We start from the raw sequence: 16,233 nt of genomic DNA, 5'->3' as shown, positions 1-16,233 counted from the left end.
CGCGATGGCGTAATCAGCCCAACAGGCTGCGCAGCACTCCGGCAAACTCCCGCGCGCTGTCTTCTTCCTGGGCATGGTGCCCTTGGCGCACTACCCACTGGCCGTTGACCATCACGTCGCGCACCTGACGGTCACCGCCAGCAAACAGCCAGCGGTTGAGAATGCCGTCTTCACTGGCTGTCGACAGATACGGGTCGTTGCCATCGAGCACCAGCCAGTCCGCGCGCTTGCCCACCGCCAGTTCGCCAATCGGCTGCCCCAGCGCCTGCGCGCCACCGCTCAGGGCGGCATCGAACAGGGTGCGCCCGACCATCGGCTGATCGCCGCGGTACAGGCGGTTACGGCGCTGGTCGCGCAGGCGCTGGCCATACTCCAGCCAGCGCAATTCCTCGACCACGCTCAACGACACATGGCTGTCCGAGCCGATTCCCAGGCGCCCGCCCTGGGCCAGGTAGTCCACGGCCGGGAAGATACCGTCGCCCAGGTTCGCTTCGGTGGTCAGGCACAGGCCGGCAACCGCGCCGCTGCGGGCCATCAGCTCGACTTCGTCGGGCTCGGCATGGGTGGCGTGGACCAGGCACCAGCGCTGATCCACTTCGGTGTTCTCATAGAGCCACTGCAAAGGCCGGCGGCCGCTCCAGGCCAGGCAGTCGTCGACTTCCTTCTGTTGCTCGGCGATATGGATGTGCACCGGGCAGGCCTTGTCGCTGGCGGCCAGTACCTGGGCGATCTGCTCCGGGGTGACCGCGCGCAGGGAGTGGAAGCACAGGCCCAGCCCTTGCGCGGGCTGCTCGGCCAGCAGTGGCGCCAGGCGCGCCTGCAGGTTCAGATACTGTTCGGTGCTGTTGATAAAGCGCCGCTGGCCTTCGTTCGGTGTTTGCCCGCCAAAGCCCGAGTGGCTGTACAGCACTGGCAGCAGGGTCAGGCCGATGCCGCTGGCGCGCGCCGCGGCACTGATGCGCAAGGACAGTTCCGCCGGGTCGGCGTAGGCCTGGCCCTGGGTGTCGTGGTGAACGTAATGGAATTCGGCGACCGAGGTGTAGCCGGCCTTGAGCATTTCGATGTACAGCTGACGGGCGATGACCTGCAGCTGTTCAGGGCTGATCTTGCCGACCAGGCGATACATCAGCTCGCGCCAGGTCCAGAAGCTGTCGTTAGGGTTGCCGGCCACTTCCGCGAGCCCGGCCATGGCGCGCTGGAAGGCGTGCGAGTGCAGGTTGGGCATGCCTGGCAGCAGCGGACCGGCCAGGCGTTCGGCGTTTTCGGCCGAGGCGTTGGCCTGGATGCTGGTCAGCAGGCCGTCAGCGCCGACCTCGATTCGGACGTTTTCGGCCCAGCCCGTAGGCAGCAAAGCACGTTCGGCAAAGAAGACGGACATCGGCACGGCACCTCAATTGTGATTATTTGTATATACATATACAGACGTTTGCCTGCTGGGTAAACTCCGGCAAGCTACCGTTCATTCAACCGAACAAGGATATCTTCCGTGCCGACACCTCCTGTCTCCGCGCTGGTTGCCCAGATGGGCGAGGGTCCGGCGCCGCTGTACGCCCGGGTCAAACAGATGATCGCCCAGCAGATCCAGAATGGCAGCTGGCCGCCCCATCACCGGGTGCCGTCTGAAAGCGAGCTGGTCAACCAGTTGGGTTTCAGCCGCATGACCATCAACCGCGCCCTGCGCGAGTTGACCGCCGAAGGTCTGCTGGTGCGCATGCAGGGCGTCGGCACCTTTGTCGCCGAGCCCAAGACCCGTTCGGCACTGTTCGAGGTCAACAACATTGCCGACGAGATCGCCGCCCGCGGCCACGAGCACAGCTGCCAGGTGATTGTCCTGGCCGAAGAGGCCGCCGGTTCCGAGCGCGCCCTGGCCCTGGACATGCGTGAAGGCCAGCGGGTGTTCCACTCGCTGATCGTGCATTACGAGAACGGCGTCGCCGTGCAGATCGAAGACCGCTTCGTCAACGCCGCAGTGGCACCCGACTACCTCAAGCAGGACTTCACCCGGCAGACGCCCTACGCATACCTGTCCCAGGTCGCACCGCTGACCGAAGGCGAGCACGTGGTCGAAGCGATCCTCGCCGAGCCGGAAGAATGCCGCCTGCTGCAAATCGAACAGGGCGAGCCGTGCCTGCTGATCCGCCGCCGCACCTGGTCGGGGCGTCAGCCAGTGACTGCCGCTCGTCTGATTCATCCCGGATCCCGTCATCGCTTGGAAGGACGCTTCAGCAAATGAGCCAGTTGCAGGTATTACGCGCCAAAGACTACCCCCGCATGCCGTGGAAGAACGGCGGCGGCAGCACCGAAGAAATCACCCGCGATGCAGGCGTTGGCCTGGACGGCTTCGGCTGGCGCCTGTCGATTGCCGATATCAGCGAATCCGGTGGTTTTTCCAGCTTTGCCGGTTATCAGCGGATCATCACCGTGCTCGAGGGCGAGGGCATGCGCTTGCAGGTCGACGGTCAGCCGACGCGCCCGCTGTTGCCGTTCGATGCCTTTGCCTTCAGTGGCGAGAGTCAGGTCAGTTGCAGCCTGCTCGGTGGTTCGATTCGCGATTTCAACCTGATTTATTCCCCCGAGCGTTACCGCGCGCGCCTGCAGTGGCTCGACGGCACCCAGCAGGTGTTCAGTTCGGCTTCGACCCTGCTGCTGTTTGCGGCAGCCTCCCAGGTTGAGGTGGCGTTGACCGGTCAAGGGACGCACGTGTTGGGTCGTTACGACTGCTTGCGTCTGGAAGGTAATCACAACCTGCAGGCCTTGAACATTCAGGGGCGCTGCTGTCTGATCGAACTGATCGCGGACTAAAATTGTTACGCCCGGCCGAGCCGCTCGGTCGGGCCTGTTACCGAATGACCCAAAGTGGTGCAATGCCGCTGGTCCAGATTGCTTGACCGTTCATCTCCCCAAATTTTTTTTGTATCCCTGCAGCGCCCACGCTGCGGGGCTCTAGCGCCTGCGTTGGAACCGGGTAAGCGGTCCTCGGGAGGAGTTGGCATTTCAATTGCCTATGCTTGTACATACAAGTAAAGATGTGTTTGTATAAGTGCCATGACCCACCCAATGCCTGGGTTGCTCTGGACCGATCGCTTAGGAGCCATTTCCGTGACTGACAACAACTTCAAGAAATTCCGTGACGTCGAAATCCGCGCAGCGCGCGGCAACAAGCTGACCGCCAAAAGCTGGCTGACCGAAGCGCCGTTGCGCATGCTGATGAACAACCTCGACCCGGAAGTCGCCGAGAACCCGAAAGAGCTGGTGGTGTACGGCGGTATTGGCCGTGCCGCGCGTAACTGGGAGTGCTACGACAAGATCGTCGAGAGCCTGACCAACCTGAACGACGACGAAACCCTGCTGGTGCAATCCGGCAAGCCGGTCGGCGTGTTCAAGACCCACAGCAACGCCCCGCGCGTACTGATCGCCAACTCCAACCTGGTACCGCACTGGGCCAACTGGGAACACTTCAACGAACTGGATGCCAAGGGCCTGGCCATGTACGGCCAGATGACCGCCGGCAGCTGGATCTATATCGGCAGCCAGGGCATCGTCCAGGGTACCTACGAAACCTTCGTCGAAGCCGGCCGTCAGCACTACAACGGCAGCCTCAAGGGCAAGTGGGTACTGACCGCAGGCCTCGGCGGCATGGGCGGCGCCCAGCCTCTGGCCGCAACCCTGGCCGGTGCCTGCTCGCTGAACATCGAATGCCAGCAGAGCCGCATCGACTTCCGCCTGAGCAGCCGTTACGTCGATGAGCAAGCCACGGACCTCGATGACGCCCTGGCACGCATCGCCAAGTACACCGCCGAAGGCAAGGCCATCTCCATCGCCCTGCTGGGCAATGCCGCTGAAATCCTGCCAGAGCTGGTCAAGCGTGGCGTGCGCCCGGACATGGTCACTGACCAGACCAGCGCCCACGATCCGCTCAACGGTTACCTGCCCGCTGGCTGGACCTGGGAGCAGTACCGCGATCGCGCCCAGACCGAACCGGCTGCCGTGGTCAAGGCTGCCAAGCAATCGATGGCCGTCCACGTCCAGGCCATGCTCGACTTCCAGAAACAGGGCATCCCGACCTTCGACTACGGCAACAACATCCGCCAGATGGCCAAGGAAGAGGGCGTGACCAATGCCTTCGACTTCCCGGGCTTCGTACCGGCCTACATCCGTCCGCTGTTCTGCCGTGGTATCGGTCCGTTCCGCTGGGCAGCGCTGTCGGGTAACGCCGAAGACATCTACAAGACCGACGCCAAGGTCAAGGAACTGATCCCGGACGACGCCCACCTGCACAACTGGCTGGACATGGCCCGCGAGCGCATCAGCTTCCAGGGCCTGCCAGCACGTATCTGCTGGGTTGGCCTGGGCCAGCGCGCCAAGCTCGGCCTGGCGTTCAACGAAATGGTCCGCAGCGGCGAGCTGTCGGCGCCGATTGTCATCGGCCGTGACCATCTGGACTCCGGCTCGGTATCCAGCCCGAACCGTGAAACCGAATCGATGCAGGATGGCTCCGATGCCGTCTCCGACTGGCCACTGCTCAACGCCCTGCTCAACACTGCCAGCGGCGCGACCTGGGTCTCCCTGCACCACGGTGGTGGCGTGGGCATGGGCTTCTCCCAGCACTCGGGCATGGTCATCGTCTGCGACGGTACCGACGAGGCTGCCGAGCGGATCGCCCGCGTACTGACCAACGACCCGGGTACCGGTGTCATGCGTCACGCCGATGCCGGTTATCAGATCGCCATCGACTGCGCCAAGGAACAAGGCTTGAACCTGCCGATGATCACAGGCTGATCTGCGGTAAATGGTTGATACTGATATCTATGCAGGCGCATACGCCTCACGAGTACGGAGCATTAACGTGACTGAATTGACCCTGAAGCCCGGCACCCTGACCTTGGCTCAGCTGCGTGCGATCTACCAGCAGCCGGTAAAACTCACGCTGGATTCCAGCGCCGACCAGCAGATCGACGCCAGCGTCGCCTGTGTCGAGCAGATCCTCGCGGAAAACCGCACTGCCTACGGCATCAACACCGGTTTCGGCCTGCTGGCCTCGACCCGTATCGCCAGCCACGACCTGGAAAACCTCCAGCGTTCGCTGGTGCTGTCCCACGCCGCAGGCGTCGGCCAGCCGATTGACGATGCCTTGGTGCGTCTGATCATGGTGCTCAAGGTCAACAGCCTGAGCCGTGGTTTCTCCGGCATCCGCCGCAAGGTGATCAACGCCCTGATCGCGCTGATCAACGCCGAAGTCTATCCGCACATTCCGCTGAAAGGTTCGGTCGGCGCTTCCGGCGACCTCGCCCCGCTGGCACACATGTCGCTGGTACTGCTGGGTGAAGGCAAGGCGCGCCACAACGGCCAATGGCTGTCGGCCACCGAAGCCCTGGCAGTTGCCGGCCTCGAGCCGCTGACTCTTGCGGCCAAAGAGGGCCTGGCGCTGCTCAACGGCACTCAGGCGTCCACCGCCTTCGCCCTGCGCGGTCTGTTCGAAGGTGAAGACCTGTTCGCTGCCGCCATGTCGGTCGGTGGCCTGACCGTCGAAGCGGTGCTGGGTTCGCGTTCGCCGTTCGATGCGCGCATTCATGAAGCCCGTGGCCAGCGCGGCCAGATCGACGCCGCAGCGTGCTACCGCGACCTGCTGGGTGACGGCAGCGAAGTCTCCGCCTCCCACGAGAACTGCGGCAAGGTCCAGGACCCGTACTCGCTGCGCTGCCAGCCACAGGTCATGGGCGCCTGCCTGACCCAGTTCCGCCAGGCCGCCGAAGTGCTGGTGATCGAAGCCAACGCCGTGTCCGACAACCCGCTGGTGTTCGCCGCCGAAGGTGACGTGATCTCCGGTGGTAACTTCCACGCCGAGCCGGTGGCCATGGCCGCCGACAACATGGCCCTGGCCATCGCCGAAATCGGTTCGCTCAGCGAACGCCGTATCTCGTTGATGATGGACAAGCACATGTCCCAGCTGCCGCCGTTCCTGGTGGCCAATGGCGGGGTCAACTCCGGCTTCATGATCGCCCAGGTCACCGCAGCTGCGCTGGCCAGCGAAAACAAGGCCCTGGCTCACCCGCACAGCGTCGACAGCCTGCCGACCTCGGCCAACCAGGAAGACCACGTGTCGATGGCGCCGGCTGCTGGCAAGCGCCTGTGGGAAATGAGCGACAACGTGCGCGGTATTCTTGCCGTCGAATGGCTGGCCGCCTGCCAGGGCCTGGACCTGCGCGAAGGCCTGAAGACCTCGCCGAAGCTGGAACAGGCGCGGCAAACCCTGCGCAGCAAGGTTGCTTACTACGACAAAGACCGCTTCTTCGCCCCGGACATCGAGGCGGCCATCGCCCTGCTGGCCGAAGGGCGCCTGACCGGCCTGCTGCCGGCCAAGGTCCTGCCTAGCCTGTAATTGCTCCCGGGGCCCTTCGCGGGGCAAGCCCGCTCCCACCGTGGGGGCGGGCTTGCCCCGGGATTGGCGCGCCCGTTCATTCTCACGACCAGAACAAGAATAAGGACGTGACATGCAACAAGCTCAAGGACTCAAGCGCGGGCTCACCGCGCGCCACATTCGCTTCATGGCACTGGGCTCGGCGATCGGCACCGGGCTGTTCTATGGTTCCGCCGCCGCCATCCAGATGGCCGGGCCAGCGGTGCTGCTGGCCTACCTTATCGGTGGTGCAGCGGTATTCATGGTCATGCGCGCGCTGGGGGAAATGGCCGTGCACAACCCGGTGTCCGGCTCCTTCGGCCACTACGCCAGCACGTATCTTGGCCCCATGTCGGGGTTCATCCTCGGCTGGACCTACGCCTTTGAAATGATCATCGTCTGCCTCGCCGACGTCACCGCCTTCGGCATCTATATGGGCTTCTGGTTTCCGGAAGTGGCGCGCTGGATCTGGGTGCTGGGCATCGTCTTCCTGATTGGCGGCCTGAACCTGTGCAACGTCAAAGTGTTCGGCGAGATGGAATTCTGGCTGTCGCTGCTCAAGGTCGGCGCCATCGTCGCGATGATCCTTGCCGGTTTCGGCATCATGGCCTTCGGCCTGAGCAATGCCAGTGCCGACAATGCCGTCGGTATCAGCAACCTGTTCGAGCATGGCGGCTTCATGCCCAATGGCATTGGTGGCCTGATTGCCTCGTTGGCGGTGGTGATGTTTGCCTTCGGCGGCATCGAAATCATCGGCATCACCGCCGGTGAAGCCAAGGACCCGCAGCGCGTCATCCCCAAGGCGATCAACGCCGTGCCGATGCGCATCCTGCTGTTCTATGTGCTGACCCTGTTCGTGCTGATGTGCCTGTATCCGTGGCCGCAAATCGGCAGCCAGGGCAGCCCGTTCGTGCAGATCTTCAGCAATCTGGGGATTGGTTCGGCGGCGACCGTGCTGAACATCGTGGTGATTTCCGCTGCGGTATCGGCGATCAACAGCGACATCTTCGGCGCCGGACGCATGATGTATGGCCTGGCCCAGCAAGGGCAGGCGCCTAAAGGCTTTGCCAAGATCTCCCGTCATGGCGTGCCGTGGATGACCGTGCTGGTCATGGGCGCAGCCTTGCTCGGCGGCGTGGTGCTCAACTACCTGATCCCGGAAAACGTGTTCCTGCTGATCGCCTCGATCGCTACCTTTGCGACCGTCTGGGTGTGGCTGATGATCCTCGTGACCCAGGTCGCCATGCGTCGCAGCATGAGCCGTGAAGAGGTCGCTCAGCTGAAGTTCCCGGTACCGTTCTGGCCTTATGGCCCGGCGGCGGCGATTGCCTTCATGCTGTTCGTCTTCGGCGTGCTGGCCTACTTCCCTGATACCCAGGCAGCGTTGCTGGTGGGCGTGGTCTGGGTACTGTTCCTGGTGGTGGCCTACAAGCTCTGGTGCAAACCGCAGGTGGCTGGCGCCGAGCAGCCGCTGGTGCAGGAACCTTCGCAACTCTGATCAAGGAGCAACTGAATGAAAACCCTCTGGCAGCACTGCCATGTGGCAAGCATGGCGCAAGGCGCCTACTCGATCATCGAGGACGCGGCGATTATCACCAGTGCCGGCCACATCGAGTGGATCGGCCCGCGCCAGCAGCTGCCGGCTGTGGTCGCTGACAGAACCGTGGACCTGGGCGGCGCCTGGGTCACCCCGGGCCTGATCGACTGCCACACCCACACGGTGTTTGGTGGCAACCGCAGCGGCGAGTTCGAGCAGCGCCTGCAAGGTGTCAGCTATGCCGAGATCGCCGCCCAGGGTGGCGGTATCGCCAGCACTGTGCGGGCGACCCGTGCGGCCAGCGAGGACGAACTGTTCGCCAGCGCCCGCCAGCGCGTGCAGGCGCTGATGCGCGATGGTGTCACCACCCTGGAGATCAAGTCCGGTTACGGCCTGGACCTGGCCAGCGAGCGCAAGCTGCTCAAGGTCATCCGCCGCCTGGGCGAGGAGCTGCCACTGACCGTGCGCAGCACCTGCCTGGCGGCCCACGCCTTGCCGCCGGAATACAAGGACCGGGCTGACGACTACATCAGCCATATCTGCGATGAAATGCTCCCGGCGCTGGCCGCCGAGGGCCTGGTGGACGCAGTGGATGCCTTCTGTGAATACCTGGCGTTCTCCCCGGCCCAGGTCGAGCGGGTGTTCATCAAGGCTCGCGAGCTGGGCTTGCCGGTCAAGCTGCATGCCGAGCAACTGTCGTCCCTGGCCGGTTCCAGCCTGGCGGCGCGTTACCAGGCGCTGTCGGCCGATCACCTGGAGTTCATGACCGAAGACGACGCCATCGGCATGGCGGCGGCCGGGACTGTGGCGGTATTGCTGCCCGGTGCTTTCTACTTCCTGCGTGAAACCCAGTTGCCGCCGATGGATGCCCTGCGCAAGCATGGGGTCAAGATCGCCATTGCCAGCGACCTCAACCCTGGCACTTCGCCGGCGCTGTCGCTGCGCCTGATGCTGAACATGGCCTGTACCCTGTTCCGCATGACCCCGGAAGAAGCCCTGGCCGGTGTCACCCTGCACGCGGCAACGGCCCTGGGCCTGGGCGACAGCCACGGTTCACTGGAGGTCGGCAAGGTGGCCGACTTCGTCGCCTGGCAGATCGAGCGACCGGCCGACCTGGCCTACTGGCTCGGCGGCGACCTGCCCAAGCGGGTGGTGCGCCTGGGCCATGATGTTTTCAATTGAGAGAGGGCGTATGGACAAGGTACTGAGTTTTCACCAGGGCACGCTGCCGCTGCTGATCAGCATGCCCCACGCCGGTTTGCGCCTGACCCCGGCGGTGCAGGACGGTCTGGTCGAGCAGGCGCAAAGCCTGCCGGACACCGACTGGCATATCCCGCAGCTGTACGATTTTGCCCGTGGCCTGGGCGCCAGCGTGGTCGCGGCCGGGTACTCGCGTTTCGTCATCGACCTGAACCGACCGGACGACGACAAGCCGCTGTATGTCGGTGCCACCACCGGCCTGTACCCGGCGACCCTGTTCGAGGGCGAGCCGTTGTTCAAGGACGGCCAGGCGCCGTCGGCGCAGGAGCGGGCAGGGTACCTGGAAGCGATCTGGCGGCCCTACCACGACACTATCCGCAACGAGCTGGCACGCCTGCGCGAGCAGTTCGGCTATGCCTTGCTGTGGGATGCGCATTCGATCCGCTCGCACATCCCGCACCTGTTCGATGGCAAGCTGCCGGACTTCAACCTCGGCACCTTCAATGGCGCCAGTTGTGATCCGCAGCTGGCTGAGCGGCTGCAGGGTGTCTGTGCAAAATTTGAGCAGTACAGCCATGTGCTCAATGGTCGCTTCAAGGGTGGCCATATCACCCGTCACTATGGTGACCCGGCCAAAGACATCCACGCGGTGCAGTTGGAGCTGGCGCAAAGCACCTATATGGAAGAGGTCGAGCCGTTCAAGTACCGCGAGGATCTGGCGGCGCCGACCCAGGTGGTGTTGAAGCAGTTGCTCGAGACGGTGCTGGAATGGGGCAAGGAGCGCTACAAGGCTTGAGACCAGGGTGAGCCCATCGCTGGCAAGCCAGCTCCCACAGGGTGTATCGAACCTGTGGGAGCTGGCTTGCCAGCGATAGGGCCCTCAAAGCCATCACAGGTACATGCTCTAAGCGCAATTCAGGTTTATGATGCCCAACGGCAGAATAATTCCCACACGGAGTGCGTAATGCAGACCTTGTACCCGCAGATCAAACCCTACGCCCGGCACGATCTGGCCGTGGAAGCACCGCATGTGCTGTATGTCGATGAGAGCGGTTCGCCGGAAGGTCTGCCGGTGGTGTTCATCCATGGTGGCCCGGGTGCTGGCTGCGATGCCCAGAGCCGCTGCTACTTCGATCCCAACCTGTACCGCATCATCACCTTCGACCAGCGCGGCTGTGGCCGTTCGACCCCCCATGCCAGCCTGGAAAACAACACCACCTGGCACCTGGTCGAAGACCTGGAGCGCATCCGCAAGCACCTGGGCATCGAAAAATGGGTGCTGTTCGGCGGCTCCTGGGGCTCGACCCTGGCCCTGGCCTACGCCCAGACCCACCCCGAGCGCGTGCATGGCCTGATCCTGCGCGGCATCTTCCTGTGCCGCGCGCAAGAGATCGAGTGGTTCTACCAGGCTGGCGCCAGCCGCCTGTTCCCCGATTACTGGCAGGACTACATCGCACCGATTCCGGCCGAGGAGCGTGGCGACCTGGTCAAGGCCTTCCACAAGCGCCTGACCGGCAACGATCAGATCGCCCAGATGCACGCGGCCAAGGCCTGGTCGACCTGGGAAGGGCGCACCGCAACCCTGCGGCCCAACCCGCTGGTGGTCGATCGCTTCTCCGAGCCGCAGCGCGCGCTGTCGATCGCCCGCATCGAATGCCATTACTTCACCAATAATGCCTTCCTCGAGCCGGACCAACTGATCCGCGACATGCCGAAGATCGCCCACCTGCCGGCGGTGATCGTGCATGGTCGTTACGACGTGATCTGCCCGCTGGATAACGCCTGGGAGCTGCATCAGGCCTGGCCGAACAGTGAATTGAAGGTGATTCGCGACGCCGGCCACGCTGCTTCCGAGCCCGGCATCACCGACGCCCTGGTGCGCGCCGCCGACCAGATGGCCCGGCGCCTGCTCGACCTGCCCCTGGAAGAAGCATGAAGGGGCTGTTGCAACGCGTGCGTGGCGCGCGGGTGGATGTCGAGGGCAAATCCGTTGGCGCGATCGACCAGGGCCTGCTGGTGCTGGTGGCGGTCGAGCCCGGCGACACCCGCGCGCATGCCGACAAGCTGTTGCACAAGCTGCTCAACTACCGGGTATTCAGCGACCCTCAGGGCAAGATGAACTTGTCGCTCAAGGACATCGGTGGTGGCCTGCTGCTGGTTTCGCAGTTCACCCTGGCCGCCGATACCCAGAGCGGCCTGCGCCCGAGTTTTTCCACGGCTGCGCCGCCAGCGCTGGGCGCCGAGCTTTTCGACTATATGTTGGCCCAGGCCCAGGTCCAGCACGCGACGGTTGCCAGTGGTCAGTTCGGAGCTGACATGCAGGTGCACCTGGTCAATGATGGCCCGGTAACATTTATGTTACAAATATGATGGCAAAAAACCCCTGTTTGCGGGAAAACAAGGGGTTTGGTTGCATAAATAGTTTGTTCAGCCTGATGCGTTGTAACGCAGCCTGCTGGATAATCGCGCGCTATGTGGGCCTGCGTTCGCGGGTTCGTTTCACTCTGACTTGAGACTGTCCGGAACCGTTTGGGGAATCATTGCGCCCTTTCGGAGTCCGAACAGTGCTCGCCAACCTGGCATATGTCGCTGGCCGTTGGTTTTATGATCTGTTTTCGGCGAGGGTTGCTCGTGATTGTAAGTCCCTGTAATGCACCAAGAACTCCCGGCAATCGGCTGCGCACGGCCCTGTTGGCAGGCGCAACGCTGGTAAGCCTGCTCGGCGCAGGCCAGCTCTGGGCGTTCAACCTTGACGATGTCGCGGCCAAGGCGAAGGATCTTGCCGGGCAGAAGTACGAAGCGCCAAAAAGCAATCTGCCGGCGGTGTTCCGTGACATGAAGTACGCGGACTACCAGAAAATCCGCTTCCTCAACGAAAAAGCCGAGTGGGCCAAGGACAAGACGCCGTTCAAGCTGTCCTTCTACCACCAGGGCATGCATTTCGACACGCCGGTCAAGATCAACGAAGTCACCAGCAAGGCGGTGAAAGAGATCAAGTACGACCCGAGCCGTTTCGATTTCGGCGACCTGCAGTTCGACGCCAAGGCTACCGAACAGCTGGGGTACGCCGGTTTCCGCGTGCTGTACCCGATCAACAAGGCTGACAAGCAGGATGAAATCATGACCCTGCTTGGCGCCAGCTATTTCCGCGTGGTCGGCAAGGGCCATGTGTATGGCCTGTCCGCTCGCGGCCTGGCTATCGACACCGCGCTGCCGTCGGGCGAAGAATTCCCGCGCTTCACCGAGTTCTGGGTCGAGCGTCCGAAGCCGACCGACAAGCAACTGGTGATCTACGCGCTGCTCGATTCGCCGCGTTCCACCGGCGCCTACCGCCTGACCCTGCGTCCGGGCAGCGACACCATTGTCGACGTGCAGTCCAAGGTGTTCCTGCGTGACCACGTCAGCCGCCTGGGCATCGCCCCGCTGACCAGCATGTTCCTGTTCGGCGGCAACCAGCCGTCCAAGGTGCTCAACTACCGTCCGGCCCTGCACGACTCCGAAGGCCTGTCGATCCACGCTGGCAATGGCGAGTGGCTGTGGCGCCCGCTGAACAACCCGAAACACCTGGCCGTGAGCAACTTCAGCGTCGAGAACCCGCGTGGTTTCGGCCTGCTGCAACGCCAGCGTGAGTTCAGCCAGTTCGAAGACCTCGACGATAACTACCAGAAGCGTCCAAGTGCCTGGATCGAGCCGGTCGGTGACTGGGGCAAGGGTACCGTCGACCTGGTCGAGATCCCGACTGCCGACGAAACCAACGACAACATCGTGGCCTTCTGGAGCCCGGAGAAACTGCCGGAGCCAGGTACCCCGTTCGAATACGCCTACCGCCTGCACTGGACCATCGACGAGTCCGAGTTCCACTCGCCGAACCTGGGCTGGGTCAAGCAGACCCTGCGCTCGACCGGTGACGTCAAGCAGTCCAACCTGATCCGCCAGCCCGATGGCAGCGTGGCCTTCCTGGTCGACTTCGAAGGCCCGGTACTGAGCAAACTGCCGGAAGACACCGCAGTGCGTAGCCAGGTCAGCGTTGGCGACAATGCCGAAGTGGTCGAGAACAACCTGCGTTACAACCCGGAAATCAAAGGCTGGCGCCTGACCCTGCGGCTGAAGGTCAAAGACCCGAGCAAGTCCGTGGAAATGCGCGCCGCCCTGCTGCGTGACGTTCCGGTCGAGCCGGCCAAGCCTGCCAAACCAAGCAAGCAGGACAAAGCCGCGGCCAAACATGCCAAGGCTGACAAGCCTGCCGAGCAACCTGCCGCCGACGCGGCGTCCACCACCGGGGCACCGGCCACCACCGAACAGGTGCTGACCGAGACCTGGAGCTATCAGTTGCCTGCCGATGAGTAATGCCCATACCCGGCCAGAATCGCTCAGCGAATATCTGGCCCACCTGCCCCTGAGCGACGAGCAGCGCGCGGAACTCGCCCGCTGCTCCTCGTTCAGCGAATTGCATCAACGCCTGTCTGCCCAGCCGGGCGCCGACGCTGCCGAGGCCGTTCAGGCCTCGGTGGGCGAGCGCCTGCACGTGACCTGCGCCGAAGAGCTGCAAGACGCCGAGATGCTCGCGGTGGACGGCAGCGGCCGGGTCTGCCTGAAGGCCACGCCGCCGATCCGTCGCACCCGGGTAATCCCCGAGCCGTGGCGGACCAACATCCTGATCCGCGCCTGGCGCCGCCTGACCGGCCGCACCAACGCTCCGGCGCCGGAAAAGCGCGAGCTGCCCAAGGCGCGCTGGCGCTGGGTCGGCTCGATGCGCCGCTACATCCTGCTGGCGCTGATGCTCGGTCAGACCATCGTCGCCGGCTGGTACATGAAGGGCATCCTGCCGTACCAGGGCTGGTCGTTCGTCGACCTCGACGAAGTCATGCACCAACCGCTGCTGCAAACCGCCACGCAAGTCTGGCCGTATGCGCTGCAGACCAGCATCCTGATCCTCTTCGGTATCCTCTTCTGCTGGGTCTCGGCGGGTTTCTGGACCGCGCTGATGGGTTTCCTGGAACTGCTTACCGGGCGCGACAAATACCGCATTTCCGGCAGCAGTGCCGGTAACGAGCCGATCGAAGCCGGTGCCCGCACCGCGATCGTCATGCCGATCTGCAACGAAGACGTGCCACGCGTGTTCGCCGGCCTGCGGGCGACGTTCGAGTCGGTGGCCGCCACCGGTGACCTCGACCGTTTCGACTTCTTCGTGCTCAGCGACACCAACGACACCGACATCGCCGTGGCCGAGCAACAGGCCTGGCTGGAAGTCTGCCGTGAGGCCAAGGGTTTCGGGCGGATCTTCTACCGTCGCCGTCGCCGCCGGGTCAAACGCAAGAGCGGCAACCTCGACGACTTCTGCCGTCGCTGGGGTGGCGACTACCGCTATATGGTGGTGCTCGACGCCGACAGCGTGATGAGCGGCGAATGCCTGACCAGCCTGGTGCGCCTGATGGAGGCCAACCCGGACGCCGGGATCATCCAGACCGCGCCGAAAGCTTCGGGCATGGACACCCTGTATGCGCGCATGCAGCAGTTCGCCACCCGCGTCTACGGCCCGCTGTTCACTGCCGGCCTGCACTTCTGGCAGCTCGGTGAGTCGCACTACTGGGGTCACAACGCGATCATCCGCATGAAGCCCTTCATCGAGCACTGCGCCCTGGCGCCATTGCCGGGCAAGGGTGCCTTTGCCGGTGCGATCCTCTCCCACGACTTCGTCGAAGCGGCGCTGATGCGTCGGGCCGGCTGGGGCGTGTGGATTGCCTACGACCTGCCGGGTAGCTACGAAGAACTGCCGCCGAACCTGCTCGACGAGCTCAAGCGCGACCGGCGCTGGTGCCACGGCAACCTGATGAACTTCCGCCTGTTCCTGGTAAAAGGCATGCACCCGGTGCACCGTGCGGTGTTCCTTACCGGGGTGATGTCGTACCTCTCGGCGCCGTTGTGGTTCTTCTTCCTGGTGCTGTCGACTGCGTTGCTGGCGACCAACACCCTGATGGAGCCGCAGTACTTCCTCGAACCGCGCCAGCTCTACCCGTTGTGGCCGCAGTGGCATCCGGAGAAAGCCATTGCGCTGTTCTCCACCACTATCGTGCTGCTGTTCCTGCCCAAGCTGCTCAGCGTCATCCTGATCTGGGCCAAGGGTGCGAAAGAGTTCGGCGGGCGCTTCAAGGTGACCGTGTCGATGCTGCTGGAGATGCTCTTCTCCATGCTCCTGGCGCCGGTGCGGATGATCTTCCACACTCGCTTCGTACTCGCCGCGTTCCTCGGCTGGGCCGCGACCTGGAACTCGCCGCAGCGTGACGACGACTCCACCCCGTGGAGCGAAGCGGTCCGCCGCCATGGTCCACAAACCCTGCTGGGTGTGGCCTGGGCGCTGTTGGTGGCCTGGCTGAACCCGAGCTTTTTGTGGTGGCTGGTGCCGATCGTTGGTTCGCTGATGTTGTCGATCCCGGTCTCGGTGATTTCCAGTCGGGTGCACCTGGGGTTGCGTGCCAAGGACGAGAGCCTGTTCCTGATCCCCGAGGAATACGCCACGCCTCGCGAACTGCTGGCCACCGATCAGTACACCCACGAGAATCGCTGGCACGCCATGCACGACGGCTTCGTCCGTGCCGTGGTCGACCCGCAGCAGAACGCCCTGGCTTGCGCCTTGGCCACTGCCCGTCACGGCGTCGCGGCGCCGATCGAGGCGTTGCGTGCCGAGCGTATCGCCAAGGCCCTGGAAGTCGGCCCGAGCGGTCTGGATGGCAATACCCGTCTGGCCCTGCTCAGCGACCCGGTTGCCCTGGCGCGCCTGCACACGGCGGTCTGGGATGAGCAGAACGAGGCCTGGCTGGGCGTCTGGCGCCAGTCGATCGCCAACGATCCGCACTCGCCGCTGTTGCCGTTGCATCCGGAGCCTGCCGTACAGCCTTCGCTGGCCAGTGCCTGATCGCCTGATCGGCTCAAGCAATCGCCGGCAACGCCGGCTTCCACAGGGTTGTATGCACAACTGACCTTGTGGGAGCCGGTGTTGCCGGCGATGTTTTTTCTGGTATCAATGCGTAACAAAGTCATCTTCGGCTATATGTACCGTGCCGTTCATGCGTTAGCATCCCTCCCCGAATATCTCGCACCC

General features: G+C 63.7%; 12 protein-coding genes. 11 read left to right on the top strand and 1 reads right to left on the bottom strand.

Annotated elements, in window-relative coordinates; genetic code table 11:
* Positions 1-13: 13 nt before the first annotated feature.
* Entirely contained in the window at positions 14-1,378 is a 1,365-nt protein-coding gene (locus CCOS864_RS26255; protein ID WP_115089288.1) for a formimidoylglutamate deiminase, read from the bottom strand.
* Between the two features lie 144 nt (positions 1,379-1,522).
* Here CCOS864_RS26255 and hutC point away from each other — a divergent pair, with 144 nt between their 5' ends.
* The 11 genes from hutC (at position 1,523) to mdoH (ending at position 16,047) form a co-directional block, all read left to right on the top strand.
* Positions 1,523-2,233, top strand: coding sequence for a histidine utilization repressor (hutC, locus tag CCOS864_RS26250; protein WP_166675745.1), 711 nt, complete (start codon positions 1,523-1,525; stop codon positions 2,231-2,233).
* Positions 2,230-2,802 (top strand): HutD/Ves family protein, encoded by a 573-nt coding sequence (locus tag CCOS864_RS26245; RefSeq protein ID WP_115089283.1) that lies wholly within the window; start codon positions 2,230-2,232, stop codon positions 2,800-2,802. Before hutC ends, CCOS864_RS26245 begins: the two co-directional genes overlap by 4 nt.
* 297 nt (positions 2,803-3,099) lie before the next feature.
* Entirely contained in the window at positions 3,100-4,779 is a 1,680-nt protein-coding gene (hutU, locus tag CCOS864_RS26240) for a urocanate hydratase (RefSeq protein ID WP_115089281.1), read from the top strand.
* Positions 4,780-4,846: 67 nt separating this feature from the next.
* Positions 4,847-6,379: a histidine ammonia-lyase gene (gene hutH / locus CCOS864_RS26235; RefSeq protein ID WP_115089280.1), complete on the top strand. Its 1,533-nt coding sequence runs from the start codon at positions 4,847-4,849 to the stop codon at positions 6,377-6,379.
* Positions 6,380-6,491: 112 nt separating this feature from the next.
* Complete coding sequence (locus tag CCOS864_RS26230; protein ID WP_115089279.1) at positions 6,492-7,895, top strand: amino acid permease; 1,404 nt, start codon at positions 6,492-6,494, stop codon at positions 7,893-7,895.
* Positions 7,896-7,910: 15 nt separating this feature from the next.
* Positions 7,911-9,116 (top strand): imidazolonepropionase, encoded by a 1,206-nt coding sequence (gene hutI, locus CCOS864_RS26225; RefSeq protein WP_115089278.1) that lies wholly within the window; start codon positions 7,911-7,913, stop codon positions 9,114-9,116.
* Between the two features lie 10 nt (positions 9,117-9,126).
* Positions 9,127-9,930, top strand: a complete 804-nt coding sequence (gene hutG / locus CCOS864_RS26220) for an N-formylglutamate deformylase (protein ID WP_115089277.1) — start codon at positions 9,127-9,129, stop codon at positions 9,928-9,930.
* A gap of 168 nt (positions 9,931-10,098) precedes the next feature.
* On the top strand, positions 10,099-11,070 hold the full coding sequence (gene pip, locus CCOS864_RS26215) for a prolyl aminopeptidase (RefSeq protein WP_115089276.1): 972 nt from the start codon (positions 10,099-10,101) through the stop codon (positions 11,068-11,070).
* A complete protein-coding gene (dtd, locus tag CCOS864_RS26210; protein WP_115089275.1) occupies positions 11,067-11,504 on the top strand; it encodes a D-aminoacyl-tRNA deacylase in 438 nt (145 codons plus the stop codon). Before pip ends, dtd begins: the two co-directional genes overlap by 4 nt.
* Positions 11,505-11,765: 261 nt before the next feature.
* Positions 11,766-13,481, top strand: coding sequence for a glucan biosynthesis protein G (locus CCOS864_RS26205; RefSeq protein WP_115089520.1), 1,716 nt, complete (start codon positions 11,766-11,768; stop codon positions 13,479-13,481).
* Positions 13,474-16,047, top strand: coding sequence for a glucans biosynthesis glucosyltransferase MdoH (gene mdoH / locus CCOS864_RS26200; RefSeq protein ID WP_115089274.1), 2,574 nt, complete (start codon positions 13,474-13,476; stop codon positions 16,045-16,047). Before CCOS864_RS26205 ends, mdoH begins: the two co-directional genes overlap by 8 nt.
* The last annotated feature ends 186 nt before the right edge of the window (positions 16,048-16,233 follow it).

This window comes from Pseudomonas wadenswilerensis (assembly GCF_900497695.1).
In the GTDB taxonomy this organism is placed as follows: domain Bacteria; phylum Pseudomonadota; class Gammaproteobacteria; order Pseudomonadales; family Pseudomonadaceae; genus Aquipseudomonas; species Aquipseudomonas wadenswilerensis.
The sequence above is the reverse complement of the archived record's forward strand: the minus strand, read 5'-3'. Positions and strand labels throughout refer to the sequence as shown.